This is a genomic window from Methylobacterium organophilum (assembly GCF_022533465.1).
GTDB lineage: Bacteria > Pseudomonadota > Alphaproteobacteria > Rhizobiales > Beijerinckiaceae > Methylobacterium > Methylobacterium organophilum.
Genome location: NZ_CP092848.1, coordinates 1,782,967 through 1,809,617, shown reverse-complemented (window position 1 = coordinate 1,809,617; position 26,651 = coordinate 1,782,967). Strand labels below are relative to the sequence as shown.

Genomic DNA, 26,651 nt, shown 5'->3' with positions numbered 1-26,651 from the left:
TTGCCATGCACGTCCAAGATGAAGGCAGGATCCTCGGCGGCCTCCTGCATCCCGGGGGAGAGCAGCCGCGACCGTCCGCTTCAACTGTCCGCCATCCGGCGGCAACCGCATCGGTCAATTCGAACAACGAGGTAACCACGCCGTTAGTGGCTGGATCGCTGGGTCCGCGACGAGATGTGTCCGCGACCGGACACCCGGCCGAGGAAGGTGGACATCGGCCGGCAATTCGCCCTCCGGGCCGGTCGCCAGGGCGACGCGCACTTACGAGTGTAGCGCGCGCCAACTCGGTGGTTCTCCAGCACGCGTCGGGGGGCGGCCAGGCGCACTGTCGCCAGCACCTGGTCGCCGCCCGTATGCGGCATCCCGAAAGGGAGCTTCGAAGCTGCGGAGTTCGAGCCTGACCTGAGTGGCCTGCCGCGTTCCGAGACGGGGCCGCCATAGGTCGGGGACGGACGGCGCAAGCTCCGTCGGAACGCCGGGTGGGACAAAACGGGAGACATCCCGACCAGCCAAACGTGTTAAGCCGCTGCCATGCCCGCCAAGCGCTCGCGTCATACCTCCCTGGTCGTGCCCGTCGCCGGATGGTCGAAAAGCCAAGCCACCCAAAGTAAGCACACCTCGGCCAGCGAGTTCACCCGCGCTTCGATGCGCGTGAAAGCCCGGCACGAGGCTCACACGGTAGGTCAGGTCCCGTGGTCGACACGGTCTCCGCTAGCGCAAGGGCAAGCCTGATCCGATGACCCAGGCTCCGGGCTTCCTGGCAGGAGGGGGCAACATGGGCGCGCGGATGCGCGCCCACGATTGGGCGTCGACGTTCCTCGGGCCGGCGGACCGGTGGCCGCAAGCCTTCGTGACGCTGTTGCGAGTGATGCTCAGCTCGCGCCAGCCGATGTTCCTGTGCTGGGGTCCCGAGCGTACGCTCGTCTACAACGACGCCTACGCCCCCATGCTCGGCGCCCGGCATCCCGATGCCCTCGGTCGCCCGTTCTTCGATGTCTGGCCCGAGGTCCGCATCGAGGTCGGGGTCCTGATGGATCGGGTGTATGCCGGCGACCCGGTGCACATGGACGACCTCCAGCTCACCTTGCACAGGAACGGCTACCCCGAGGAAACGCACTTCTCGTTCTCCTACACGCCCGTCCCGGACGACAGAAACACGGTCGCGGGGCTGTTCTGTGCCTGTACCGAGATCACCAAGCAGGTCCTGGCCGAGCGCCGCCTGTCGGCCGAGCGCGAGCGCTTCGCCAGCCTCTTCGAGCAGACCCCGACGTTCATGACCGTGCTGCGCGGCAGGGAGCATCGGTTCGAACTGGCCAATCCCCGCTACCTGAAGCTCGTCGGCCACCGGGACGTCGTAGGCAGGACGGTCGCGGAAGCCCTGCCCGACGCGGTCGAGCAAGGGTTCCTGGAAATTCTCGACCAGGTCTACGACAGCGGCGTGCCGCAGACGTTCCATGGCATCCGCTACGCCGTGCAGGCGGTGCCGGGCGGCCCGCATGACGAGCGCTTCGTCGACGTCGTCTACCAACCGATCCGGGATGTCGACGGTACGGTCGGGGGTATCTTCATCGAGGGCGCGGACGTCACCGACCGTGCGCGGGCGGAGACGCGGCGCGAGGCGCTGGTGCGGATCACCGACCGGTTCAATGAGCTCACGAGGGCGGACGACATCGCTTTCGCGGCCTCGCAGGTCCTCGGCGAGACGTTGGCGGTCAGCCGTGTGGGATACGGCACCATCGACCCCGACGCCGAGACGCTCCACGTCGAGCGCGACTGGAACGCACCGGGCGTCGAGACCCTCGCCGGCGTCGTGCCGCTGCGGACCTACGGGTCGTTCATCGACAGCCTGAAGCGCGGCGAGTTCGTCAGCATCGCGGACGTCGAGCGCGACGATAGGACGGCGGGCGCGGCGGAGGCCTCGAAGGGGCGCGGCGCGCACGCCTTCGTCAACGTGCCGGTGCTCGAACAGGGTCGGCTCGTGGCCGCCCTCTTCGTCAACCATGCCGAGGTGCGGGACTGGGCGCCGGACGACCTGGCCTTCATCCGGGAAGTCGCGGGCAGGACCCGCATCGCGGTTGAGCGGAGCCGTGTCGAGACGGCCTTGCGCGACCTCAACGCCGACCTCGAACGGCAGGTCGCCGAACGGTCACGCGAGTTGAGCCGGACTTGGCAGGTCTCCACGGACCTCCTGGGCATCGCCGACGACGCCGGATTCTTCGTCCGGACCAACCCGGCCTGGAAGTCGCTGCTGGGCTGGAGCGATGCGGAGGCCGCACGCATCCCCTTCGTCGAGCTGGTCCACCCCGACGACGTCAGGGCCACCCACGCCGCGCTGGATCGGCTACGGGCCGGGGAGGCGGTCCTCCGCTTCGAGAACCGCTGCCGCACCACCGCCGGTGGGTACCGCTGGCTAGCCTGGGTCGCGGTCCCCGAGGGCGGGCAATTCTACTGCAGCGCGCGGGACGTGACGGAGGAGAGGGAGCATGCCGCGACCCTCGCCGAGCGTACCGCCGAGCGCGACCGGCTCTGGAACCTGTCCGAGGACATGCTGGCCCGCGCCAACTACCAGGGGACGATGTCGGCGGTGAGTCCTGCCTGGACCCAGGTGCTAGGCTGGTCCGAGGCCGAGCTCCTGTCGCGGCCCTACGCGACCTTCATGCATCCCGACGACACGGACCAGACGCTTGCGGCCCTCGTCCGGATGGGCGACACGAAGCGGCCAACCCGGTTCGAGAACCGCATCGCCGCGAGCGACGGGTCGTGGAAGTCCATCGAATGGACCGTGGCGCCCGAGCCGGACGGGCTGCACTTCATCGCCGTCGGTCGCGACCTGAGCGTGGCGAAGGCGCGCGAGGCGGAACTCGCGGCGGCTCAGGAAGCCCTGAGGCAATCGCAGAAGATGGAGGCGGTCGGACAGTTGACCGGCGGCTTGGCGCACGACTTCAACAACCTGCTCGCCGGCATCTCCGGCTCGCTGGAACTGATGCAGACCCGGATGCAACAGGGACGGCTCAGCGATGTCGACCGCTACATGGCGGCCGCGCAGGGCGCCTCGAAGCGCGCGGCCGCCCTGACCCACCGCCTGCTCGCCTTCTCGCGCCGCCAGACCCTGGCCCCCAAGCCCACCGACGTGAACCGCCTCGTCTCCGGCATGCAGGAATTGATCCAGCGTACGGTCGGCCCGGCCATTCCCGTGGAGGTCGTCGGCGCATCCGGGCTGTGGCCTGCGCTGGTGGACCCACCGCAGCTTGAGAACGCGCTGCTCAACCTGTGCATCAACGCGCGTGACGCGATGCCGGACGGCGGGCGCATCACGGTCGAGACCGCCAACAAATGGCTCGACGAGCGGGCCGCACGCCAGCATGACATGCCCGAGGGGCAGTACCTCTCCCTCTGCGTCACCGACACCGGTACCGGCATGCCGCCGGACGTCGTCGCGCGGGTGTTCGAGCCGTTCTTCACCACCAAGCCGCTGGGCGAGGGCACTGGACTCGGCCTCTCGATGATCTACGGCTTCGCCCAGCAGTCCGGCGGGCAGGTGCGTATCTACTCGGAAGTCGGCAGGGGCACGACCGTGTGCGTCTACCTTCCGCGCCACTACGGCGAGATCGCCGAGGACACGGGTGACGAAGTCGCGACGACGCTACCCCGCTCCGAGCAGGGCGAGACCGTCCTCGTCGTGGACGACGAGCCGACGGTCCGCATGCTGGTCAACGACATCCTGGAGGATCTCGGCTACACCGCCATCGAGGCCGCCGACAGCGCCGCGGGCCTCAAGGTGCTGCAGTCGGACGTCCGTATCGACCTTCTGGTGACGGACGTGGGGCTGCCAGGCGGCATGAACGGCCGGCAGATGGCCGATGCCGGCCGCGTCACCCGTCCCGACCTCAAGGTGCTGTTCATCACCGGATACGCCGAGAATTCCATTCTCGGGAACGGCCATCTCGCACCGGGCATGGCGGTCCTGACCAAGCCCTTCGCCGTCGACACGATGTCTGCCCGCATCCGCTCCATGATCGAGGCGTCGGATGCAGGGCCGCTCGGGCGACGCCTGGTTCCCTAGGGCCTGACCCGGGACGACCGTAAGTCAGGCTGCCATCCTGGGCTTGACCTTCCCACCGTGGAAAGCCTTATCCAGGCCACCTGCAGGTCGCTGCGCGCGGGAAACCGGGAGGCTTCATGCGCGCCCTGAAAACTGGCATCCTCGATTCGTGACGTTTTGGCTCGCCCTTCGGCGGCTGCTCCCGCTCATGGCGGTTGTCAGCCTCGCCCTGACGCCGGTGACCGCTTCCGCGGCCGCCGTGGGCATGCGCGCCTCCATGACGGCGCAGGCGCAAGGGTCCCGCGAGGCCATGCCCGGCATGGGCCATGAAGCGATGGGAGGGACCGACATGGCCGGCATGGCCATGGACGACATGCGCTGCTGCCCGCCCGAGAAGCCACTGAACCCGGACTGCGCCAAGGCGGGTTGCCCCCTAAAGGCGCTCTGTAACGCCGGCGTCGCCTCGCTCCTGCCGACCGCGGTCCCCATCCCGAGGCCGGGGGCGACGTGCGCCGCGCCGGCTTGGCCCGAAGCGGCCTCGTTCGCCAGCGTGCACGGCCCCCCGCCGCCAGAGCCTCCCAGAGCCTGACCCGATGCCGCCGGCGCCTGCGCCGGCACGGTGACGCGCGTCCGCGCGTGGCCATCCATCGCATTCAGGAGACGACAAACGTGACCCGGAAATCCTTCTCGCGCGCCCTCTGGGCTGCGCTGTTCGCTGCCGCCCTGACGGGGCCAGCCGTCGCCGACATCAAGGACTACGCGTTCGAGCTCGTGCAGCGTGAGGCGAAGGTCGGCGAGGCCGTCCTGTCCGTCCGCCTCGTCGACAGGCGCACCGGCAAGCCGGTGACCGACGCCGTGATCTTCGCCAAGCGCATCGACATGGCCCCCGACAGCATGGAGGAGATGGTCTCGAAGATCGAGCAGGTCCCCTCGACCGAGCCGGGCGTCTACCGCTTCAGGGCGAAGCTCTCGATGGCGGGAGGCTGGCGCCTGTCGCTCGGGGCCAAGGTCCAGGGCGAGACGGGCACAGTCGAGAACAAGCTCGTCTTCCAGGCCGTCAAATGAGCCGGGCGGGCTGGACGGCCGGTGCCCTCGCCGCGCTGGTGGCAGGGAGCGCCGGCTACGTCGCCGGGCACGGTGGCAATCCCGTGCCGGCGCTCGTCGAGCGCGCGCGGAGCCGGCTCGCCCACCGCCCCCCCGGCGAGCCGGCTCCGGTCACCCCGTCCCCCGCGAAGGCGACCGGGCCGGTCGTCTACTATCGGGACCCGGACGGGAAGCCGGCCTACTCGCTCGCGCCGATGCTGACCGCCGACGGGCGCGTCTTCCGGGCCGTGCGTGCCAGCGAGGACGTGCGATTCGATGACCCGGAGGACGGCGAGGCCATGCCCGCCGACAGGGCCGCGAACGGCATTTCGGGGCAGGGTGCGGCGACGTCCGACGCCCGGCAAGTGCTGTACTACCGCAACCCGATGGGCTTGGCCGACACCTCGCCTGTGCCGAAGAAGGATTCGATGGGGATGGACTACATCCCCGTCTACGCGGGCGAGGACGAGGGCGGCGTCGTGAAGGTGGCGCCGGGCAAGGTCCAGCGCACGGGCGTGCGGACCGAGCTCGCGGAGCGCCGCGTCCTGTCTCTGCCGGTGCGGGCGCCGGGCAGCGTCGAGGAGGACGAGCGCCGCATCTCCGTCATCGCCATGCGCACGGACGCCTTCATCGAGAAGGTCGAGCCGGTCACCACCGGCGACCACGTCCACAAGGGGCAGCCGCTGCTGCGCCTGTTCGCGCCCGAGATCAATGCGGTCGCGGCCCAGTACCTGACCTCCATCGGCTACGAGGGGGGCCGCCGGCGGCTGGAGAACCTTGCCATCCCGCCGGAGGTCATCGACGAGATCGAGCGCACCCATAAGGTACCACCCTCCATCACCTGGTCCTCGCCCCGGGACGGCGTCGTGGTCGAGCGCAACGTCTCGGACGGGATGAAGGCCAAGTCCGGTGACGTCCTGTTCCGCATCGTCGACCACACGCGCGTCTGGGTGCTGGCCGACGTGACCGAGCGCGACCTCGCCGGGGTGGCGGAGGGACAGAGGGCGACGGTGCGGGTGCGGGCCTTCCCGGACCGGACCTTCACCGGGACGGTGACCCGGATCTACCCCCACCTCAACATGGAGACCCGGACCGCCCGCCTGCGCGTCGAGCTGCCGAACCCCGACGGCGCCCTGCGCCCGTCGATGTACGCGGACGTCGAGATCGCGACAGGCGACGCCAAGCCAGTGGTGGCGGTGCCCGACGACGCGGTCATCGACACCGGCGAGCGCCAGGTCGTGCTGCTCGACCACGGCGAGGGGCGCTTCGAGCCGAAGCCGGTGACGGTCGGCCTCCGCGGCCGGGGCTACGTCGAGATCCGCGAGGGGGTCACGGCCGGTGACCGCGTGGTTACCGCGGCGAACTTCCTGATTGACGCCGAGAGCAACCTGAAGGCGGCGCTGCAGGGCATGACCGCGCCCAAGGATGACCAGCAGGCGGCGAGCGCGGGAGGCACGCCGTGATCGCCCGCCTGATCGGCTGGTCGGCCCGCAACCTCGTCCTGGTGCTGATCGGGACCGTGTTCGCGGTGGCGACCGGCGTCCTGGCGCTCAAGACCCTGCCGCTCGACGCCATCCCCGACCTCTCGGACGTGCAGGCCATCGTCTACACCGAATACCCCGGGCAAAGTCCGACGACCGTCGAGGACGTCGTCACCTTCCCCCTCACGACCGCCATGCTGACGGTTCCGAAGGCGAAGGTGGTGCGCGGCTTCTCGTTCTTCGGGGTGTCCTTCGTCTACGTCATCTTCGAGGACGGCACCGACCCGTACTGGGCGCGCTCGCGCGTGCTGGAGTTCCTCAACGGTGCGGCGAGCCGCCTGCCGGTCGGCGTGACGCCGACCCTCGGACCCGACGCGACCGGTGTGGGCTGGGTCTACCAGTACGTCGTCGTCGCGAAGGAACGGACGCTCGCCGAGCTTCGGTCGCTGCAGGATTGGGTCATCCGGTTCGGGGCCTCGCGCGCGGAGGGCGTGGCCGAGGTCGCGGGCGTCGGCGGGTTCGTGAAGCAGTACAACGTCGTCGTGGACCCGAACCGGCTGCGCGCGCAGGGCATCAGCCTCAACAAGCTCCGGGACGCCATCCGGTCGAGCAACGCCGACGTCGGCGGGCGCACGGTCGAGCTGTCCGAGTTCGAGTTCATGGTGCGCGGGCGCGGTTACCTGAAGAGCGTCGCCGATATCGAGAACATCGTGCTCAAGACCGTGGGCGGCACGCCGCTGCGGCTCCGGGACGTCGCCCGGGTCGAGCTCGGGCCGGACGAGCGCCGCGGCATCACCGAGATGAACGGCGAGGGCGAGGTCGCCGGCGGCATCGTCCTGCAGCGCTTCGGCGCCAACGCACTCAACGTCATCGAGGGCGTCAAGGCGAAGCTCGCAGAGGTCGCGAAAAGCCTGCCGGCCGGCACCGAGATCCTGCCGGTCTACGACCGCTCGCAGCTCATCGACGCGGCCATCGACACCCTGCGCCACACGCTGGTCGAGGAGAGCATCGTCGTCTCTCTCGTCTGCATCGTGTTCCTGCTGCACGTGCGCAGCGCGCTCGTGGCCATCCTGATGCTGCCGGTCGGCATCCTGATGGCCTTCGCCGGCATGAGGGCGCTCGGAATCGGCGCCAACATCATGAGCCTGGGCGGCATCGCCATCGCGGTCGGCACCATGGTCGACGCCGCCATCGTGATGATCGAGAACGCCCACAAGCACCTGGAGCGGGCGCCCCCGGGCAAGCCGCGGGTCGAGGTCCTCGTCGAGGCCGCTGCGGAGGTCGGGCCGTCCCTGTTCTTCTCGCTCCTCGTCATCACGATGAGCTTCCTGCCGATCTTCACCCTGGAGAGCCAGGAGGGACGGCTGTTCGGGCCGCTCGCCTTCACCAAGACCTTCGCCATGGCGGCGGCGGCGCTCCTCTCGGTCACGCTGGTGCCGGCCCTGATGGTGCTGTTCGTGCGCGGGCGCATCGTCCCGGAGCACCGCAACCCGCTGAACCGGCTCCTCATCTGGCTGTACCTGCCTCTCATCGCCGGCGTTCTGCGAGCCCGACTCCTCACCATCCTGCTCGCCGTCGGCGTACTGGCCGCGACCGCTTGGCCGGCCCGGCAACTCGGATCCGAGTTCATGCCGGAGCTCGACGAAGGCACGCTGCTCTACATGCCGACGACCCTGCCGGGCATCTCGGTGACCAAGGCCGGCGAGCTCCTCGCCACCCAGGACCGCATCATCAAGAGCTTCCCCGAGGTGGCCTCGGTCTACGGCAAGGCTGGGCGCGCCAACACGGCCACCGACCCCGCGCCGATGGAGATGTTCGAGACGGTCATCGCCTTGAAGCCGAAGGCGGAGTGGCGCCCGGGCGTGACGCTCGCGAGCCTCAAGGCGGAGATGGACGCGGCCCTGCAGTTCCCGGGTGTGTCGAATGCCTGGACGCAGCCGATCCGCGCGCGCATCGACATGCTCTCGACGGGCATCCGCACCCCGGTGGGCGTGAAGGTGCTGGGCACCAACCTCAGGGCGATGGAGGGGGTCGCCCGCCAGGTGGAGACGGTGGTGCGGGCCGTGCCGGGCACGTCGAGCGCCTATGCCGAGCGGGTCATCGGGGGCTACTTCCTCGACATCACGCCGGACCGCGAAGCGCTCGGGCGCTACGGCCTGATGGTCGGGGACGTGCAGGACGTCGTCGCGACGGCCCTGGGTGGGCAGTCCGTGACGAACACGGTCGAGGGCCGCGAGCGCTACACCGTCAATGTGCGCTACCCGCGCGCCTTCCGCTCGGACCCAAGGGCCATCGCGACAGAGGTCCAGGTGCCGCTGCCGACCGGCGGCACGGTGCCGCTCGGTGAGGTGGCGAAGGTCGAGCTCACCCGAGGGCCGACCTCGATCCGCACCGAGAACGGGCATCTCGCGGTCTACCTCTTCGTCGACATCGCCGGGCGAGACCTCGGCGGCTACGTCGCCGAGGCGCGCAAGGCGGTGGCAGACGCGGTGCGGCTTCCCCAGGGCACGACCCTGCAGTGGAGCGGACAGTACGAGTACCTGGAGCGTGCGGAGGCGCGCCTCGCGGTCGTGGTGCCGCTGACGCTGCTGATCGTGTTCCTGCTGCTCTACCTGAACTTCCGGCGCCTGACCGAGACACTCATCGTGATGCTGTCGCTGCCTTTTGCCCTGGTCGGCGGGGTGTGGCTGCTCTGGTGGATGGGCTTCAACCTGTCGGTCGCTGTGGCGGTCGGCTTCATCGCCCTGGCTGGCGTCGCTGCCGAGACCGGGGTGATCATGCTGGTCTACCTCGACCACGCCCTCGACGAGGTCCGCGCCCAGTGCGAGCGCGAGGGACGCCCGCTCGCGCGCCCGGACCTGCGCCGGGCCATCATGGTCGGCGCGGTCGAGCGGGTCCGGCCCAAGATGATGACGGTCGTCGCCATCATGGCGGGCCTGCTGCCCATCCTCTGGAGTACCGGTTCAGGCTCCGAGGTCATGCAGCGCATCGCGGTGCCGATGATCGGCGGGATGGTCTCCTCGACCGTGCTGACCCTGGTGGTCATCCCGGCGGTCTACGCCCTGGTGAAGGGGCGGGGCCTGCCCCCGGCCGGCGCGGTCCGCGAGGGGACGGATGGTGAGGCGATGCGGCTGCCGCAGGCGGCCGAGTGAGAGCGAACGGTAGATGACGATGAGGAGCGATGCGATGCCATCCAGACGTACCGTGCTCGTGGGTTTGGCGGTGGGGCTGATGCTTGGACGGGGCGCCTTGGCGGAGGGGCCGCCGATGGTCGCGGTGACCAAGGACCCGAGCTGCGGCTGCTGCGAGAGATGGGTCACCCACCTGCGCGAGGCCGGCTTCACCGTCACCGTGACCGAGGGCCCGGTGAACCCGCTCAAGATCCGCCTGGGGGTGCCTCGCGAGCTTGCCTCCTGCCACACCGCCCAGGTCGGCGGCTACGTGATCGAGGGGCACGTCCCGGCCGGGGCGATCAAGCGGCTCCTCGCGGAGCGACCCGAGGGAATGGGTCTGGCCGTGCCAGGCATGCCGGTCGGTTCGCCCGGCATGGAGGTCGAGGACATGCAGCCTGATACCTACGACGTCGTCCTGTTTGGGAAGGACGGTCGGTCGACGTTCGCGCGGTACCGCGGCGGGGAACTAACCTGAGGCCACGGCGGATTCAGCGCTCGGGCATCGCCGCCGCCGGCGCGGCCGCCTTCGCCCCCGACTTGGGCGCGGGCTTCGGACGCTGGTCCCACATCACGTAGCCGGCCGGCGGGTCGTACTCGTGCGGGCGCATGACGGAGGCCTGCCCCTCCGCGGTGACGAGCCCCGGGAACAGCGCCCTCTCGATATGCTCCCGGTTAAGCGCGATCTTGTGCGGGGTGTGCGACAGGATGTGCTGCGAGTGGGTCCGGCCCGGGGGGCTGACGCTGACGAGCTTCTTGCCGGGAAAGCGCTTGGCGAACAGCTTGGCTGTCGCCGCCTGGTCCGTATCGGCGGTCAGGAGATATGCAGTATCCATGACGTCCTGTACTGCGTCGTCATAGACGCTAAGCGCGAGATTGATGTCCGTCGCCTTCTCGGTCGGCTTCTGCCAAGTGGAGCCACAGTCCCGGCACTTGGCGTCTTCATGGCTGAAGTGGCCGAGGACGGTCTCAACGCCGACCAGTTTGAGGGCGCGGACCAGGCGCTCGTGGCGGATTTTCTTGCTGTGATCGCCCGGGTAATAGGCCGTGCAGAACACGACGCGAACGAGCTCCTCCGACTGGCGCGAGATGATCGACTCCCCCAGCTTCCAGAAGTTGCACCACTTCAGAAAGGGCTCTCCTAAATCATTGACGGAATGATACAAATTGAAGCCATCGATGTAGAGTGCAGCCCGGATCCTGGATTTTCCCGCTTGACTATCCAGCTCCATGCACTCATATCCGATCCGTCAACGCTGAACGGTGCGCCGTCAGCAACCCATGGGTTCCGGCCCGTGTGAAGCCCACAGGTTCCAACCTGTGGGCTTCTTGGTTTCCGAGGCTGTTCTATCCTGAGTTCGCCTCGCGTAGTACTGTCTTTTTGTCTCTCGCGAGTTGACCGCGCCGGCCCTTCGGGCTTTGGCCGCCGGCATGTTATCCCCGGGCCTCTTAAGGTCGCGGTGGCAAGCCTGCGATGCTCGTCGGGCGGAACGGGGCGGTTCGCGTGGAACGCCATTCCTGGGGCCAGAGGAACGCGGGCCGCCGCCGTCGCATCAGGCCGCACGTCCGGACCGCCGCGCGCCGAGCCTTCGTCGCGATCACGGTCGCTGTCCTCGCCGTCGCGTGCTGCGGGTTCGCGGCCAAGGGGCTGTTCGAGAGCCGAGTGCTGATGATGCCCTACGTCGCTCGCTGACCCCCGCGCCCAGATCGCTCACGCGGGTTCACCCAACGGCGATAGCGCCTCGATGATGCGGCAGTCGGAGACCGACCCGCAGCCGCACTGGCCGATGACCTCGCGGAGTTCCGAGGCGAGCCGGGTCAGGTCGGCCAGCTTGCGCTCCACGTGGGCGAGATGGGCGCGGGCGATGGTGTCGACCTCGCCGCAGGAGCGATCCCGGTCGTCCGCCAAGGCGAGCAGGTCCCGGATCTGCTCCACGGTGAAGCCGAGGGCGCGACCGCGGCGGATGAAGCTCAGCCGGCGCAGGTGTTCGGGCCCGTAGAGCCGGTAGTTGCCGCTCGACCGCGCCGGCGGGGGCAGCAACCCGACCTTCTCGTACCACCGGACCGTTTCGACACGGGTCTGCGTGGCCTCCGCGAGGCTGCCGATGGTCATGGAAGAAGCGCTCCGCACGGCCTTGACCCTGTAGTGACTACAGGGTGCATGTAGGGGGCCTTCCCAGTCCGGACCAGGAGCCCGGCGAACGGAGCGCACCATGAGCCAGGCCGCCGGCGCGGACCGCACATCCTTCCCCACGAACGGTCCGCAGGCCCTGCGCTACAGGGTCAAGGGCATGGACTGCCCGACCTGCGCCGGGAAGATCGAGACCGCCGTCTCCCGGCTGCCGGGCGTCGCGGACGTGCGCGTGAACTACGGCAGCCAAGTCCTCGACCTCGCGCTCGATGAGGCTGCGACGCCGAGGACCGAATTGGAGGGGCGTATCGAGCGCCTGGGCTACGGCGTCGCGCTGCTCCCCACGGCCGCGGACTTAGCCATGGCCCAAGCCTCGGGCGGCGCCCCGCCCGCCGGGACCGCGGAGGAGCCTGAGCCGCCGCTCTGGCGGAGCCGGAAGGCGCGGCTGGGCATCCTGATCGGCGCCCTGTTCGCCGCCGGCTTCCTGGTCGAGCGGATCGCGCCGGGCCTGGCGGGCGAGTACGCCTACTGGCCAGGGGCGCTCGTCGGGCTCGCCTATTACGGCCGCCGCGCGGCCGTGGCGGCGTTGGCCGGCACGCCCTTCTCCATCGAGATGCTGATGTCGGTCGCCACCGCGGGGGCGCTCGCCATCCACGCCGCCGAGGAGGCCGCCATCGTCGTGCTGCTCTTCACGGTCGGCGAGATGCTGGAGGTCGTGGCGGCGGGCCGGGCGCGTGCCGGCATCAAGGCGCTCGCCGCCCTGGTGCCGAAGACCGCCCGCCTCGTCGACGAGGCCAATGGCACCATCCGCGAGGTGGCCGCTGCGTCGCTGGCCATCGGGCAAGTCGTGGTCGTGAGGCCGGGCGACCGTGTGCCTGCCGACGGGGTGATCACCGACGGCGCGTCGAGCCTGGACGAGTCCCCCATCACTGGCGAATCGGTCCCGAAGCCCAAGGAGGTCGGCGACCCGGTCTACGCCGGCAGCGTCAACGCCGATGGCGCGCTCCAGGTCCGGGTCACAAAGACGGCGGCCGACAACACAGTCGCCCGCATCCTGCACCTCGTCGAGGAGGCGCAGGCGTCGAAGTCGCCCACGGCGCGCTTCATCGACCGGTTCAGCGCGGTCTACACGCCCATCGCGTTCGCGTTCGCGGCCGCCGTTGCGGTCGTGCCGCCGCTGCTCGGCGCCGATTGGGGCACCTGGATCTACCGGGGCCTGGCGCTCCTCCTCATCGCCTGCCCCTGCGCGCTGGTGCTCTCGACCCCCGCGGCCATCGCCTCCGGACTGGCCGCCGGTGCGCGACGCGGGCTGCTCGTCAAGGGCGGCGCCGCACTGGAGGTCATCGGGCGGGTGCACACGGTCGCGTTCGACAAGACCGGGACGCTGACCGCCGGACGGCCGCGGGTCTCGGACATCCTGGTCTTCGCCCCGGACGCGTCGGAGCGCTCGCTTCTCGGGTTGGCTGCCGCGGTCGAGAGCGGAAGCGGCCACCCCATCGCCCGGGCCATCCTCGACCGGGCGAGCGCGGACGGGGTGCCGCTGCGCCCGACGCGGGACGCCCGCGCCATCCCCGGCAAGGCGGTGTCGGCCACGGTGATGGGTCAGACGGTGCTCGTCGCCTCCCCACGCCACGCCGCCGAGAGCGCGCGGCTCGGCCCCGAGGCCGAGCGCGCGGTCGCGGACCTGGAAGCCGGCGGCAAGACGGTGGTCATCGTCGTCCGCGGCGCCGAGGCCTTGGGCGCCATCTCGGTCCGGGACGAGCCCCGCGCCGACGCGGCGGCCGGCATCTCGGCCCTGCGGAAGCTCGGCGTCCGCAGCGTGATGCTGACCGGCGACAACCGGCGCACGGGCGAGGCGGTCGCGTCCGAACTCGGGCTCGACGTGAAGGCCGAGCTCCTGCCCCAGGACAAGCTCGCCGAGATCGCGGCCCTGAAGGCGGCGGCTCCGGTGGCGATGGTCGGCGACGGCATTAACGACGCGCCGGCGCTCGCCGCCGCCAGCGTCGGCATCGCGATGGGCGGCGGCACCGACGCGGCCCTGGAAACGGCGGACGCGGCGGTGCTGAACGACCGGGTGGGCGACGTGGCGGCGCTGGTCTCCCTCTCTCGGGCGACCCTGGGCAATATCCGCCAGAACGTCGCGATCGCCCTCGGCCTGAAGGCCGTGTTCCTAATGACGACCGTCGCAGGCATCACCGGCCTCTGGCCGGCCATCCTGGCCGACACCGGCGCGACCGTCCTGGTGACGGCCAACGCGCTCCGTCTCCTGAGGGCCTGATGATCTCCCTGTCAGGGTGGGCCGGCCGGGCGGCGACCGTGGCCGGGGTGGCGGGGGCCGCCGCGGCCATAGACCTCGTCGCCAAGGCGGTGGCCGAGGCGTGGCTGGAGGAAGGCGCCGTCAGGGGCGCACTGCCCTTCGTCGACCTGAGCCTGTCATTCAACTACGGCATCAGCTTCAGCCTGTTCCCGGCGCACGACCCGTCCTCCCTGGCACTGCTCCTCGCCATCCAGGGCACGCTCACCTGCCTCGTGGCCGGCTGGGCCCTGGCCGCGGGCGGCGGGCTCGAACGCCTCGGGCTCGCCGCGATAGCGGGCGGGGCCGCCGGCAACTTCGTCGACCGGCTCATGGACGGCGTCGTCACGGACTACCTCGACCTGCACACCGGCGGCATCCGCTGGTTCACCTTCAATTTGGCGGACGTCTGGATCTCGACAGGCGTGGTGCTGCTGCTCCTCGACGGACTTCCCCTGCGGCGGAGGCATCGCAGCGCCGGGGATCCGATCCCGTAAGCGGCCCGCTTCCGCCGAACCGCAGCCACGGCAACCTGTCATCAACCCTTCGAGCCCAGGCTCGGAGGCCGACCTCGGCGAGGCCGACATGCTGAAGACGACAACGCTCGGTCTGGCCCTCCTCCTGGCGCTGTCCGCCTGCCAGGACGGCCAGTACGCGGCCTCGACGCGCCACCTCGCGCCGATCCCGCCGGCGACCCTGGCCCTGATGTCGGCCAAGGGTGTCTCGCCGGCGGATCCGATCCTGATGCGGGCCTACAAGAAGGAGTCCGAGATCGAGCTCTGGAAGCGCGGCACGGACGGCAAGTACGCCCTCCTGAAGACCTACGCGATGTGCCGCTGGTCGGGTCAGCTGGGGCCCAAGACCCGGGAGGGGGACCGGCAGGCGCCGGAGGGCTTCTACGCGGTGACGCCCGCGTCCATGAACCCGAATTCGAGCCTCTATCTCTCGTTCAATCTCGGGTACCCGAACGAGTACGACCGCTCCCTGGGACGCACCGGCGCGCACCTGATGGTGCACGGCTCGTGCTCGTCGCGGGGCTGCTTCGCGATGACGGACGAGGTGATCTCGGAACTCTATGCCGTGGTGCGGGAGGCCTTCGCGGGCGGCCAGCGCGCCGTCCAGTTCCAGTCCTACCCGTTCCGCATGACGCCGGAGAACTTGGCCCGGCATCGCCAGGACCCGAACATCGCGTTCTGGAGGAACCTCAAGGAGGGGTCCGACCGGTTCGAGGTCACGGGGGCCGAGCAGGGCGTCGGCGTCGCCGATGGCCGATACGTGTTCGATGCCGGCGACGAGGCCACCGCTGGCGCGGTCGCGCGGAGGCAGGCGGATGACGAGCGGCAGGTCGCCGCCCTCGTGGCGAGCGGGACGCCCGCCGTCCGGCTGGTGTACGAGGACGGCGGCCAGCACCGGTCGTTCCGAGAGACCATGGTCGCGGCCGGAGGCGGTCTCGGCGAGGTGAGCCGCCCCGAGGCTCTGGCCGCAGGGCCGCGTGAGGTCGCCGTGCCGGCCGCGGGCCCGGTTGCTCTCGCCGGCAAGCGGGAGCCGGTCCGGGGTGCGGCGGCGCTCAAGCCGGCGGGGCCCGGCGGGACCGAGGCGGAGCGCCAACGCCTTCTCAAGATCTTCGCCGCGGCCGGGGCCGGTCAGGAGTGACGATCCTGCGTCCATCATTCCGCCGGGGCTGAACCGATGGCCATCGACGCCTCAAGCGTGGGCTTCCTGGCGGCCTTCGCGGCCGGCGCCGTGTCGTTCCTATCGCCCTGCGTGCTGCCCCTCGTTCCGGGCTACGTGTCGTACGTCGCGGGGCAGTCGGCCGCCGGCGAGCGCGACAGCCTGCGCACGCTCGGCCTGAGCCTTTGCTTCGTGCTCGGGTTCACGACCGTCTTCGTCGCGTTCGGCGCGGGGGCGAGCGCGCTCGGCTTCGCCCTGCTCGCCCATCGCGAGGCGCTGAACCTCGCCTCGGGCTTGCTGGTGATCCTGTTCGGCCTGTTCACGGCCGGTCTGCTGCGGCCCGCCTGGCTGCAGCGTGAGCTGCGCTGGCACGGCGATCCGCCGGGTCAGGGGCCCGTCGCCGCCTATCTCCTCGGAACGGCCTTCGCCTTCGGATGGACCCCATGCATCGGTCCCGTCCTCGGTGCCATCCTGGCAGTCACGGCCTCCTCGGCCGCGGGCAAGGGCGTCGCCCTGCTCACCGTCTACTCGCTCGGGCTTGGCGTGCCGTTCGTGGCGGCGGCCCTTTTCCTGTCAGGCTTCGTCGCGCGCCTTCGGACCCTACGCTGGTTCGGTCGTGCGCTTCAGCTCGTCGGCGGGGGCGTGATGGTGGCGATGGGGCTGCTGATGGTGACCGACCGCATGAGCGCCGTGGCTTCCCTCCTCGTGGAGGCCTTCCCCGTGCTTGGGCGGATCGGTTGAGGCATGGTCCTCCGCAGGCGTGCTGTTGAGCATGCGACTGCAGGCTGCCACGAGCGTGAGCCGACCCTTGTTGAAGAACAAGATTCGGCACTATCCTGGGTAAGCCGCGCGCATCGCCGCGAGGGCCTCAGGGGCGTGGGCCGAACAGGATCACCGTCATGCCGACGAGGCAGATCGCACCGCCCGTAACGTCCCATCGGTCCGGACGGTAGCCTTCCGCACCCCATAGCCAGAGGATGGCCGCCACGATGTAGATGCCTCCGTAGGCCGCATAAGCCCTGCCTGCCGCCTCGCTCTCGACTAAGGTAAGCAGGTAGGCGAAGAGCGCAAGCGATGCCATGCCGGGGAGCAACCAGAGGGGTGATCTGTCCAGGCGCAGCCAGGCCCAGAACGCGAAGCATCCAACGATTTCGGCGAGGGCCGCGCCCGCATAGGCGAGGAAGGTCGTCATTTCTGAGTGGTCTCGTTGCTCTTGAAGTCTGTCAAGCTTGCAATGCGAGGTCCGCGATCCTGATAGGACTGCCGCTGGTTCGCGTGGTGCTCACGGATACTGTTCGGCGACCTGCCGGAACAGAGCGGCGCCACCGTCGTCCTCGTCATGGCTGACCGGCGCCGTGGCGCGGGCGCCGCCGAAGCGCGCATAGAGGGCCGGAAGTACGACCAGGGTCAGCATGGTGGCGCTGATCAAGCCGCGGATGAACACGGTCGCGAGCGGCTTCTGGACCTCCGTGCCGGTCCCCGCCGCCAGCGTCACCGGGACGAACCCGAGCGAGGGCAACAAGCGCGGTCATGGCGTCCTTCAGGATGGCGATCAGCGCCGGCACGAAGGTCAGCGACAGGACGAAGGCGGCAACGAGCGCGATGATGACGGTCGGCGCCATCGGCTCGAACATCTTGCCCTCGACCCTGGCCACGCCCGGCACGGTCTTGATCTGCGGCCGGACGATCCATTCCTGGAAGGTCCGCAGGTAGGCGGCCTTCTCCAGCTCCGTCCTCAGCCCCAGTCCCTCAGGTGTCAGGTATCTGTCGTCCGATTGCCAGCCCGGTTCGCCTAAACACGACGCCTTCCACGCGTCGGGCGCCGTGTAGCGCACGGTCCACATGAATATCTCGTCGAGGCCGGTCATGATCGGCCCCATATGAGGCTGGAATTCGGACGGCCGCCCCTCGCGCGCCTCGCCTAGGCGCTCCACCAACTGGCGGCGGGCGAAGTAGACCTTGACCTCGTCGGCGAAGACCGCCGTGACCTGGGAGAAGTCGTTACGCGAACGCAAACGGATGTATTCCGAACCCTTGATGCCGGCGAGCGTGGTCTCGACCGGTCAGGTCACCTGCTTCTCGATATCGAAGGGCGAGAGCGTGGGCGCGACGGTGTTGAACAGCACCTGGTTGCTGTTGATATCGGGCACGAAGTCGAGCCAGCCCTGTCGAACGGGGAAGGCGAGGATACGGGAGATCAGGTCCGGTCGCCCTCAGTCGTCGCCCGCTTCGGATTTGCGGAGCTCGGCCTTGAGGATGAAGGAGTTGGCAACCGCGATGGTGGCGCCCGACTTCAGTCCGGAGACGACCTCGTAGGAATCGTCGTCCGAGCGTCCGAGCTCGACCTCCCGCTTCTCGAAGCCCTCCTCAGTGCGCACGAAAACGACGCGCTCGCCCCCGACCGTCTGCAGGGCGGCCTTCGGGACGTGCACCTCGACCGCGTCGTTCGCGATCTCCACCCCGGCAGTGACGAAGGCGCCGGGGCGCCATGCAAGGTCAGGGTTCGGCAGGGCGACGATGACCCGCGCCGAGCGGGTGTCCGGGTTCAAGAACGGGCTGACGAAGACGACCTTGCCGTCGGCATGGCGGCCGCCGGCCTCATGGGCATGGGTGACAGCTACGGGTGCGCCCTCCCGAACCATGGCGAGCTCGTGTGTCGGCACCGACAGCTCGATCCATACGGTCGAGAGGTCGGCGACGGTGTAGATGTCGGCGGGGTCGCCCTTGCCGCCGACCGTCGTCCCGACCTCGACCTTGCGCTCGACGACCCGGCCGGCGAGCGACGAGCGGAGCTCGTACCGGCGCAGGGTGGATTGGTTCAGGGTGGCACCTTCTCGTTTCTGTGCGGCTGCGACATCGGTCGCGCTCAGCCCGAGGGCGGACAGCTTCTGGCTGGCGAGGTCGACGCGCAAGGTGGCTTCCGTGTAGGTTGCCCTGGTCCGCAGGTAGACCTGCTCCGACGAGATGCGCTTGTCCCAGAGCGCCTGCTGCCGGTCGAAGTTGGTCTTCTCCAGCTCGGCGCGTACCGAGGCGATGAGGTACTCGCTCTTGGCGTCGGCGACGTCACGGCTTTCGAGGACGGCGACGATCTCGTCCTTGGCAACCCGGTCGCCGAGGCGCTTGCGCATCTCCGTGACGGTACCCACGACCCGGGCCGGGACGCGCGCGATCCGGTCGGTGTCGGGGGTGATGGCGCCGGGTACCAGGAGGTGCCGGGCGAGCGTGCCGCCCTCGACTTTCACGACCGAGATGTTGAGCGCCGCCACCTCCTCGGGTCCCATCCGGATTGCGCCCTTCTCGGGGTGCTCCTCGCCCGGCTCGTACCCGTGCTTCCCGATCTCGTGGCCGTTCGTGGCCTTGGGGGTTCCCGGCTTCTTGACGTCGTCATCTCCGTCGGGCGGCGTCCCAGCCTTCGAGGGTTCGTGGTTGGCGGTGATGGGTGGCACGGTGATGGTGAACAGGTCTTTCGGCAGCCCGGCGGCGGCCAGATTGTCCCTGACGAAGCGGGCGACGGCGGGGACGGCTGCGCCTATGGCGATGCCGGTGGCCAGGAGGACCGCGAACAGGAGGAGGCGCATGGGGGCCGCTCGACAAGGACGCCGGACGGCCTGCTTGGGCGGTCACGGTCGTTCCCGTTGGATCAGGTGATGGACGAACCGGCGCCGAGATGTGGGCCGGGCGAACGCGCTCTTGGGAGCGCGGCTTCACCTTACGCGCGGGGCGGTCTCGCCAGTCGGTCGGGAGTGACGGAGGTCGGAACCTCGGCCACCCAGGAAAAGCCCAGGCCGGCGAACTCCGTCGACGGCGTGACGTGGGAGGAGACTTGGAGAGGGGCCACCTGATGGCAGCCACAAAGGAGGCGGCAGGCCAAACCCGGATTGCCGGCCTCGGTGGGCATGGGCGTGACTAGCGTCCCCACACCGATTGCGTTTTGGTAGCGGCCGCCATGATCAGCAAGATCGTCGCCGGAGCCCGCAACGGTCGAAACGATGAACATGGCCAGGGCAAGCAAGAGCGCGCGGGCACCGAATGCGCACCACTCCTGCAACACGGCACAACGCCTATGCCAACCGCCGACACCCATCGAGGTTCTTATGCGCGATTTTGGTTTGTTCGCACAAGAACAACCATCACGCCCCGACCCTCCCAAATCGGGAAGCCCCACTACCCGCGGCACGTCATCAAAGAAAGCGCGTCCTGTTCCGTTACAAGATCGGATGCGGCGGCTGCACCAAGCCCATCACCTGCACCATCCAAGCCATCGAGCCGTGCGCTCAAGTCGGGATCAATTTGCGGGCCGATCTCGTGTCCGTGGCCGCGGATCCGGCTGAGCCGCTGCTCGCGGCAGCTTGAAATGCCGCAGCGGCAACCAAACCTTCATCCCCCCATTTTCGTTTCACATGCGGACATGGTCCCGCCACCGAAATCGGTGTAAGCCAGACCTCATGAGCCTCGACCGGCAAATCATGCGCCTGACGGCGGTGGTGATCCTCGCGATCATCGCCTACGTCGCGCCGTCTGCCGTCCAAGCCCACGACGGCCATGCCCACCACGGTCGTCATCAATCAACGACTCAGGCGAACGCAGCGCCTCCCGTCGCGACGAGGCCGATTACCCTCCCGTCCCGCATCGTCGGTGGCCCTGCCGAAACCCGGCTTGCGCTCGACGGACAATCCCCGGCAGCCGAGCCGCTGTCTTCGCTGCAGGCTGACGATGCCGGTGGGAGATGCTGCCCTGTCGGCTGCAGGGGCTCATGCTGCGGGACGATGGTATGCTGCCCGTCCGGCGTCGTCGCCGGCGCCGCGTCGCTTTCCAGGCCCCTGTCTGGGAACGTCGTGCTGATCCCGCACGACGTCGATGCCCGTTCAGGCGTCGACCCCGAGGCCCTGCCCGAGCCCCCACGAACCCTCGCGTGAAGTAGGGCGCGCCTGAGGCGCGCGACGCCCGGAATGCGCCCGCTATCGGCGCCGTCCGGACTTCCCGACGCGAGGATTCCTATTCATGTCGACCCGTTTTGCCGCCGCCTATTGGCCAGCCCCCATTGAAGTGGTCCGCCCTGAAGTATGGCTTTTGTGCCAGGAGGACGGACGAGATGGCAAAGCGACCCAAGCCCGAGGAGATTGTTGCCAAGCTGCGGCAGGCGGACGTGCTGGTCTCGCAGGGACAGAGCGTGGCGGACGCGATCCGCTCGATCGGCGTGAGCGAGGTGACGTACTATCGCTGGCGGCGTGAGTTCGGAGGCCTGAAGACGGATCAGGTACGCCGGATGAAGGAGCTGGAAGTCGAAAACCAGCGGCTGCGCAAGGCAATTGCCGACCTGACGCTCGACAAGCTGATCCTGCAGGAGGCGGCTCGGGGAAACTTCTGAGCCCCGCGCGCCGACGTGCGTGTGTCGAGCACATCGTTCAGACGATGAAGGTGTCCGAGCGCCGGGCCTGCCGGGCGCTCGGACAGCACCGCTCGACGCAGCGCAAGGTGCCGCGGGGCAGAGATGACGAGGCCACTCTGACAGCCGATCTCGTTGCGTTGGCGGAGCGGTACGGCCGCTACGGCTATCGGAAGATCAGCGCCTTGCTGAAGGCGGCCGGCTGGCTGGTCAACGACAAGCGCGTCGAACGCATCTGGCGGCGCGAAGGCCTGAAGGTCCCGGCCAAACAGCCCAAGCGCGGCCGCATCTGGGGCGGCGCCGGCTCGTGCCTGCGATTGCGGGCGGAGCACCGTGATCACGTCTGGTCTTACGACTTCGTCGAGGCACGCACGCACGAGGGGCGCAAGTTCCGGATGCTCAACGTGGTCGATGAGTTCACTCGCGAGTGCCTGGCGATCCGCGTCGCGCGCAAGCTCAAGGCGGCGGACGTCATCGACGTGCTGTCCGACCTGTTCATCCTGCGCGGCGTGCCCGGCCACATCCGCTCAGACAATGGTCCGGAGTTCGTCGCCAAGTCGGTGCGGGCCTGGATCACCGGCGTCGGCACCCAAACAGCCTACATCGCACCGGGCTCGCCGTGGGAGAACGGCTACGTCGAGAGCTTCAACGCTCGTTTGAGAGATGAACTTCTGAACGGCGAAATCTTCTACACGCTCAAGGAGGCGCAGATCGTGATCGAGAGTTGGCGGCGACACTACAACGGCGTGCGTCCGCACGCCTCGCTTGGCTATCGACCGCCGGCCCCAGAGGTGTTCATGCCCGCCTTCACCGCTTGGCCGGCTGCGCTCACCAGACCGGCTCCGCCAGCCACGCTACCCATGGAGGAGAGACCGACCCTGCACTAACTTTGAACTTGGACCACCTCGGGGGGGCCAATCAAATGGCCGACGCAATATCTCCGCTTTCCCACCCCTTAGTACCGCACCGGAGCAATCCAGAGCAAAAGGGGGCCGCCAATACAATGGCGGCCCTTGGCCTTTGCGACCGACGCAGATCACTCCTTCCGCGCCTGCGCCCGATTACCTCGGGGACGATGGCAGCAAGGCGGCACCAGGAAAAGCCTTTGATGACCTCCTGGGCGAAGCCGCGGAGTGGGCAAAGAAGGAGCACAGCCCCTGATTTTATATTAGGATCGCCTAAATAAGATAAGGCTGACATTCTGGGATACGGACCGATGGACGTAGCGACTCCGACCGACCTGATGCGCCTGCAGGACAAGGCCGCCGACGCGGCCCGCCTGCTCCGCCTCCTCGCCAACGAGAAGCGGTTGCTCATCCTGTGCCTGCTGGTCGCCCGCGGCGAGATGGACGTGACCAGCCTCGCCGGGGAGGTCGAGCTCAGCCAATCGGCCCTGTCGCAGCACCTCGCCAAGCTGCGCGAGGATGGGTTGGTCGCGTTCCGGCGCGAGAGCCAGACGATCCACTACCGCCTTGAGGACCCCAGGGCCGCGCGGGTGCTGGCGACCCTCAAGGACATCTTCTGCCCGGAGCTCGGCTGACCGGTCTCAGCCCGGGAGGATCTCCGCCTCAAGCCCCGGGCGATCCGTCCGGTTGCGCAGCCGCAGGCTCAGGCCACTCCGGCGGGACGCCATCTCGGCGATGGCGAGGCCGAGACCGCTACCCGTCTCGCTCTTGTGTCGCCCACGGAAGAACCGTGTCGTGACGTGGGGCAGTTCCTCCTCCGGAATGCCCGGTCCCTCGTCGCGAACGACGATGCCCTCGCCATGCGGCCGCGCGCCCCAAGCCACCGTGCCGGTCACCATGTGCTGCACGGCGTTCTCGTGCAGATTTCGGACTGCGAGGCGCAGGCCTTCCGGGTCGGCCAGCAGCGTGTAGCCCCGTAGCCCCGGATCGATTTGGGTCCGGACCCCGGGAGGCGTCCGCATCCCCTCCACGGTCTCCGTCACCAGTGCGCCGACGTCGACCTCCGCCAGGGAGGGCGCCTCCCCTGCGGCATCGAGCTGGGCGGCGTCGAGCAACTGGCGGACGAGGCGCGTGGTCCGGTCGACGGCCGCAAGGATCTGTCTCAGCGCCGCCTTCGCCACGTCCGGGTCGGTGGCGGCCATGGCGACCTGGGCCTGGACCTTGAGGCCGGCGAGCGGTGTTCGCAGTTCATGCGCGGCGAAGGCCGTCACTTCCCGTTCGTGCCGGCGGGCCGATTCGACCTTGAGGAACAGCCCGTTCAGGGCGTCTGCCAGGGGACGCACCTCCGCCGGCGTCCGATTTGTGTCGATCGCACTCATGTCGTCGGCGCCGCGACCCGCGAGGTCCCGCGCCATCAGCCGCAAGGGACGCAAGCCCCGACCGAGGCTCGCCCAGATCAGCATGCCGAGCAACGGAACCATCAGGATGGCGGGTGTGACCAGGCCCATGATGAGGTCAGTGACGAGGCGCTCGCGGAGGCCAAGACGATCACCCACCATGACCCGCACACCTCTCTCGGCATCCTCCACGGTGAACACCCGCCAGGTCTCGCCGTCGACCTCGCGCTGCGAGAAGCCGGCCGGCGCGTCGGTCAGGCGGCGCTCCGGGGCCCCGGTCGACCGCGCTACCATGCGCCCGTCGAGCGACCAGATCTGGCAAGAAAGCTGCCGCTCGTAGGCCGTCGGGGCCGGGAAGGTTCGGGGTGCCCCGTCCGGGCCAGCGCTCCCAACCGCACCCACCAGGGAACTGACCATGCGGGCGGCTTCCTGCAGGCGGTTGTCGAGGACCTGCTCCACCTCGCGCTTCGAGCCGAGATAGATCCAGGCGACCGCGCTGAGCCAGATCAGGCCGGTGGCGAGGACGAGGATGGCGAAAAGCCTGACGCGTAGCGACCTCATGCGAGTGCCCTCATCCGGTATCCGAGACCTCGGACCGTCTCGATGGCGTGCTTGCCGATCTTGGCACGCAGGTTGTGCACGTGGACCTCGACCGCGTTGCTCTCGACCTCCTCCTGCCAGCCGTAGAGCCGCTCCTCCAGTTCGACCTTGGAGCGAAGCACGTTAGGTCGTTCCATGAGGGCCGCCAGAACCATGACCTCGCGCCGGGAGACGGCGACCGGCACACCGTCGACGGTGACGGCAAGGCTGCCGGGGTCGAGCCGAATTCCGCCGTGCTCCAGGAGCGCGGCGGCCCGACCCGAGGCCCTCCGGACGACGGCACGGATGCGGGCGGAGAGCTCGTCGAGGTCGAAGGGCTTGCCGAGGTAGTCGTCGGCGCCATCGTCGAGCCCGGCGATCCGGTCGGTCACGGCGTCCCGGGCCGTCAGCAGGACGACCGGCGTCCGGTCGTTCCGGCGGCGAAGCCCCCGCAACACGTCGAGGCCGGAGCCGTCGGGCAGCATCAGGTCGAGCACGATGGCCGAGAACGCGCTCGTGGCGAGCGCCGCCTCGGCGTCGGCGCAGGTTGCGACGCAATCGACCGTCGCCCCGCCCAGGCCCAAACCAGCCCTGAGACCGTCCGACAGGATGGTGTCGTCCTCGACGACGAGGATGCGCATGCGTGTCTCCCTTTACGGCCCCCATCCTCCGGGCCCCGCTTAAGCCTGGCTTAAGCTGCGTTTCCGACCCGCGGCGGGCCGATCCGATCCCGGACCCTGCCCATGCCGAACGTTTTCACCCACCTTATCCTCGCTGCCCTGCTCTGGACCGGCTCCTCGCTGTGGTCACCGGGGCAGTGCCGCGAGCCCGGTGCGCGGCCGACGCCCTTCACCGTCGATGCGGCTCGCGACCCAGACCTCTCGCTGCGCCTGCGATGGACCATCGCCCCCGGCACCTACCTCTACCGTGACAAGATCGCCGCCACCGACGCGAGCGGCAGGGAGCTTCCTGTCAGCACCCAGCTCGGCGAGACCAAGGATGACCCCAACTTCGGGCCGACGGAAGTCTATCACGGCGCGACGGAGGCCATCGTGCCGGGTGCGGCTCTCGCGGGGGTGCGCGAGGTGCGCGTCACCTATCAGGGCTGTGCCGAGAAGGGCATCTGCTACCCGCCGATCAACAAGGTCATCGAGGTCCCCGCGCTAGGTCCGCAGGCGACCGCGACCGCCGCGACGCCGGCCACGGACGCGCAGGCCGAGCCCGCGAGCGGCCTGCTCTCGGGCCATCTCGCGGGCGTCCTGGCGACCTTCCTCGGGCTCGGCCTGCTCCTGGCCTTCACCCCGTGCCTGCTCCCGATGGTCCCGGTGCTGGCCGGCATGCTGGCCCGGTCCGGGGAGCGGCTCTCGGCCGGACGAGGTTTCGTACTCTCCGGCACATACGTGATCGCGATGGCGCTGGCCTACGGGACGCTCGGCGTGGCGGCGGCATGGTCCGGGCGCAACCTTCAAAACGCACTCCAGACTCCCGCCGCGCTTGGACTGCTCGCCGCAGCCTTCGCCGCCCTGGCCCTGTCGATGTTCGGCGTGTTCGACCTGGCGCTGCCGTCCGGCGTCGCCGGCCGGCTGTCACGCCTGAACGGAGGCAAGCTTGGCGCGCTCGGCGCCGCCGCTGTCATGGGCTTCACCTCCGCCCTGATCGTCGGGCCCTGCGTGACGCCGCCACTCGCCGCGGCCCTCCTCTATGTCGCCCAGACCGGCGACGTGGCGCGCGGCGCCGCCGCCCTGTTCGCGCTCGGCCTCGGCATGGGCCTGCCGCTGATCGCATTCGGGACGTTCGGGGCGGGTATCCTGCCGAAGTCAGGCCCTTGGCTGGTCGCGGCCAAGCAGGCCTTCGGCGTAGTCTTCCTCGCGTTGGCCATCACCATGGTTTCGCGCCTCGTGCCGTCCGAGGTCTCCCTCGTGCTCTGGGGCGCGCTGGCGATCGGCGTCGGCGTGTTCGTCGGGGCGTTCGACGTCCTCAGGGCGGGTGCCGCGGGCCGGCTAAGCAAGGTCGCCGGTATCGTTGCCGTGACCTACGGCTGCGCCCTCGTCGTCGGCGCCGCGGGCGGCGGGACCGACCCGCTCCGGCCGCTCGCAGGCTTCGGCCCGTCGCGAGCGGTTCACGTCGAGGAGAGCCGGTCTGTCTCCTCCGTCCCGGCTTTCGAGGCCGCCCTCGCGGCGGCCCGTGCCGCGGGCAAGCCGGTGCTCGTCGAGTTCGCCGCCGACTGGTGCAGCGTCTGCAAGACCAACGAACGGACGGTCCTGGCTGACCCCGGCATCCGGGCGAGGCTGAGGGCCGTCTCGGTCATCCGCGCCGACGTCACCCGCGACGACGACGCCACCCGCGCCCTGATGCGGCGCTTCGAGGTGGTCGGACCGCCGACCCTCATCCTGATGCGCCCCGACGGCGGCGAGGTCCGCGAGGCCCGCACCGAGGGCGAACTCACGGTCGAGGACCTGAAGCGCCGCCTCGCCCTCGTCGGCGCCTGAGCCCCCCTTTTCGACAAACCAAGT

At 69.4% G+C, this 26,651-nt stretch carries 20 protein-coding genes and 1 pseudogene; 14 read left to right on the top strand and 7 right to left on the bottom strand.

Going from position 1 to position 26,651, the window contains the following annotated elements:
- Positions 1–775: 775 nt before the first annotated feature.
- From MMB17_RS08420 to MMB17_RS08395, 6 genes are all read left to right on the top strand, one after another.
- Complete coding sequence (locus MMB17_RS08420; RefSeq protein WP_003602906.1) at positions 776–4,063, top strand: PAS domain-containing protein; 3,288 nt, start codon at positions 776–778, stop codon at positions 4,061–4,063.
- A gap of 148 nt (positions 4,064–4,211) precedes the next feature.
- Positions 4,212–4,631: a hypothetical protein gene (locus tag MMB17_RS08415; RefSeq protein WP_003602905.1), complete on the top strand. Its 420-nt coding sequence runs from the start codon at positions 4,212–4,214 to the stop codon at positions 4,629–4,631.
- 80 nt (positions 4,632–4,711) lie between these two features.
- Positions 4,712–5,107 carry a FixH family protein gene (locus MMB17_RS08410; RefSeq protein WP_003602904.1) on the top strand — a complete coding sequence of 132 codons (396 nt, stop codon included), beginning with the start codon at positions 4,712–4,714 and terminating at the stop codon, positions 5,105–5,107.
- Positions 5,104–6,588 (top strand): efflux RND transporter periplasmic adaptor subunit, encoded by a 1,485-nt coding sequence (locus tag MMB17_RS08405; protein WP_003602903.1) that lies wholly within the window; start codon positions 5,104–5,106, stop codon positions 6,586–6,588. Before MMB17_RS08410 ends, MMB17_RS08405 begins: the two co-directional genes overlap by 4 nt.
- Positions 6,585–9,758: an efflux RND transporter permease subunit gene (locus tag MMB17_RS08400; RefSeq protein ID WP_003602902.1), complete on the top strand. Its 3,174-nt coding sequence runs from the start codon at positions 6,585–6,587 to the stop codon at positions 9,756–9,758. Before MMB17_RS08405 ends, MMB17_RS08400 begins: the two co-directional genes overlap by 4 nt.
- 19 nt (positions 9,759–9,777) lie before the next feature.
- Positions 9,778–10,254, top strand: coding sequence for a DUF411 domain-containing protein (locus tag MMB17_RS08395; protein ID WP_026105495.1), 477 nt, complete (start codon positions 9,778–9,780; stop codon positions 10,252–10,254).
- A 13-nt stretch (positions 10,255–10,267) separates the two neighbouring features.
- On the opposite strand, the gene MMB17_RS08390 is transcribed toward MMB17_RS08395, so the two are convergent.
- Both MMB17_RS08390 and MMB17_RS08385 read right to left on the bottom strand, forming a co-directional pair.
- Positions 10,268–11,008 carry an NYN domain-containing protein gene (locus tag MMB17_RS08390; protein WP_003602898.1) on the bottom strand — a complete coding sequence of 247 codons (741 nt, stop codon included), beginning with the start codon at positions 11,006–11,008 and terminating at the stop codon, positions 10,268–10,270.
- 479 nt (positions 11,009–11,487) lie between these two features.
- Positions 11,488–11,889, bottom strand: coding sequence for a MerR family transcriptional regulator (locus MMB17_RS08385; protein WP_003602894.1), 402 nt, complete (start codon positions 11,887–11,889; stop codon positions 11,488–11,490).
- Between the two features lie 100 nt (positions 11,890–11,989).
- On the opposite strand from MMB17_RS08385, the gene MMB17_RS08380 reads away from it, so the two are divergent.
- The 4 genes from MMB17_RS08380 to MMB17_RS08365 all read left to right on the top strand — a co-directional run bounded on the left by MMB17_RS08380 (position 11,990) and on the right by MMB17_RS08365 (position 16,612).
- Positions 11,990–14,185, top strand: a complete 2,196-nt coding sequence (locus MMB17_RS08380; RefSeq protein WP_012455882.1) for a heavy metal translocating P-type ATPase — start codon at positions 11,990–11,992, stop codon at positions 14,183–14,185.
- Positions 14,185–14,697, top strand: coding sequence for a signal peptidase II (gene lspA, locus MMB17_RS08375; RefSeq protein ID WP_012455883.1), 513 nt, complete (start codon positions 14,185–14,187; stop codon positions 14,695–14,697). The genes MMB17_RS08380 and lspA overlap by 1 nt, the downstream gene beginning before the upstream one ends.
- A gap of 88 nt (positions 14,698–14,785) precedes the next feature.
- Complete coding sequence (locus tag MMB17_RS08370) at positions 14,786–15,853, top strand: L,D-transpeptidase family protein (RefSeq protein ID WP_017484336.1); 1,068 nt, start codon at positions 14,786–14,788, stop codon at positions 15,851–15,853.
- Between the two features lie 36 nt (positions 15,854–15,889).
- Positions 15,890–16,612 (top strand): cytochrome c biogenesis CcdA family protein, encoded by a 723-nt coding sequence (locus tag MMB17_RS08365; RefSeq protein ID WP_003596964.1) that lies wholly within the window; start codon positions 15,890–15,892, stop codon positions 16,610–16,612.
- A 127-nt stretch (positions 16,613–16,739) separates the two neighbouring features.
- On the opposite strand, the gene MMB17_RS08360 is transcribed toward MMB17_RS08365, so the two are convergent.
- The 3 genes and pseudogenes from MMB17_RS08360 to MMB17_RS08350 form a co-directional block, all read right to left on the bottom strand.
- The gene (locus MMB17_RS08360) at positions 16,740–17,063 is read right to left on the bottom strand and encodes a YnfA family protein (protein ID WP_003596966.1); all 324 of its coding nucleotides are present in this window, start codon (positions 17,061–17,063) and stop codon (positions 16,740–16,742) included.
- A 90-nt stretch (positions 17,064–17,153) separates the two neighbouring features.
- Positions 17,154–18,072: pseudogene (locus MMB17_RS25380) on the bottom strand (efflux RND transporter permease subunit).
- A 12-nt stretch (positions 18,073–18,084) separates the two neighbouring features.
- On the bottom strand, positions 18,085–19,449 hold the full coding sequence (locus MMB17_RS08350; protein WP_003596971.1) for an efflux RND transporter periplasmic adaptor subunit: 1,365 nt from the start codon (positions 19,447–19,449) through the stop codon (positions 18,085–18,087).
- 867 nt (positions 19,450–20,316) lie between these two features.
- Here MMB17_RS08350 and MMB17_RS08345 point away from each other — a divergent pair.
- From MMB17_RS08345 to MMB17_RS08335, 3 genes are all read left to right on the top strand, one after another.
- On the top strand, positions 20,317–20,787 hold the full coding sequence (locus tag MMB17_RS08345; RefSeq protein ID WP_017484333.1) for a hypothetical protein: 471 nt from the start codon (positions 20,317–20,319) through the stop codon (positions 20,785–20,787).
- Between the two features lie 176 nt (positions 20,788–20,963).
- Positions 20,964–22,144 (top strand): IS3 family transposase gene (locus MMB17_RS08340; RefSeq protein ID WP_085987088.1). Its coding sequence is split into 2 segments (ribosomal slippage): positions 20,964–21,225 and positions 21,225–22,144, totalling 1,182 coding nucleotides; the frame shifts between segments, so codons are not numbered across the junction.
- 329 nt (positions 22,145–22,473) lie between these two features.
- Positions 22,474–22,797: an ArsR/SmtB family transcription factor gene (locus MMB17_RS08335; RefSeq protein ID WP_003596992.1), complete on the top strand. Its 324-nt coding sequence runs from the start codon at positions 22,474–22,476 to the stop codon at positions 22,795–22,797.
- Between the two features lie 6 nt (positions 22,798–22,803).
- Here the strand turns inward: MMB17_RS08335 and MMB17_RS08330 are convergent, their stop codons facing one another.
- Together MMB17_RS08330 and MMB17_RS08325 are read right to left on the bottom strand one after the other, a co-directional pair.
- Entirely contained in the window at positions 22,804–24,120 is a 1,317-nt protein-coding gene (locus MMB17_RS08330; RefSeq protein ID WP_003596994.1) for an ATP-binding protein, read from the bottom strand.
- Entirely contained in the window at positions 24,117–24,779 is a 663-nt protein-coding gene (locus MMB17_RS08325) for a response regulator (protein WP_003596996.1), read from the bottom strand. The genes MMB17_RS08330 and MMB17_RS08325 overlap by 4 nt, the downstream gene beginning before the upstream one ends.
- Before the next feature lie 102 nt (positions 24,780–24,881).
- Between MMB17_RS08325 and dsbD the strand changes: the two genes are divergently transcribed.
- Positions 24,882–26,627, top strand: a complete 1,746-nt coding sequence (dsbD, locus tag MMB17_RS08320; RefSeq protein ID WP_003596998.1) for a protein-disulfide reductase DsbD — start codon at positions 24,882–24,884, stop codon at positions 26,625–26,627.
- The last annotated feature ends 24 nt before the right edge of the window (positions 26,628–26,651 follow it).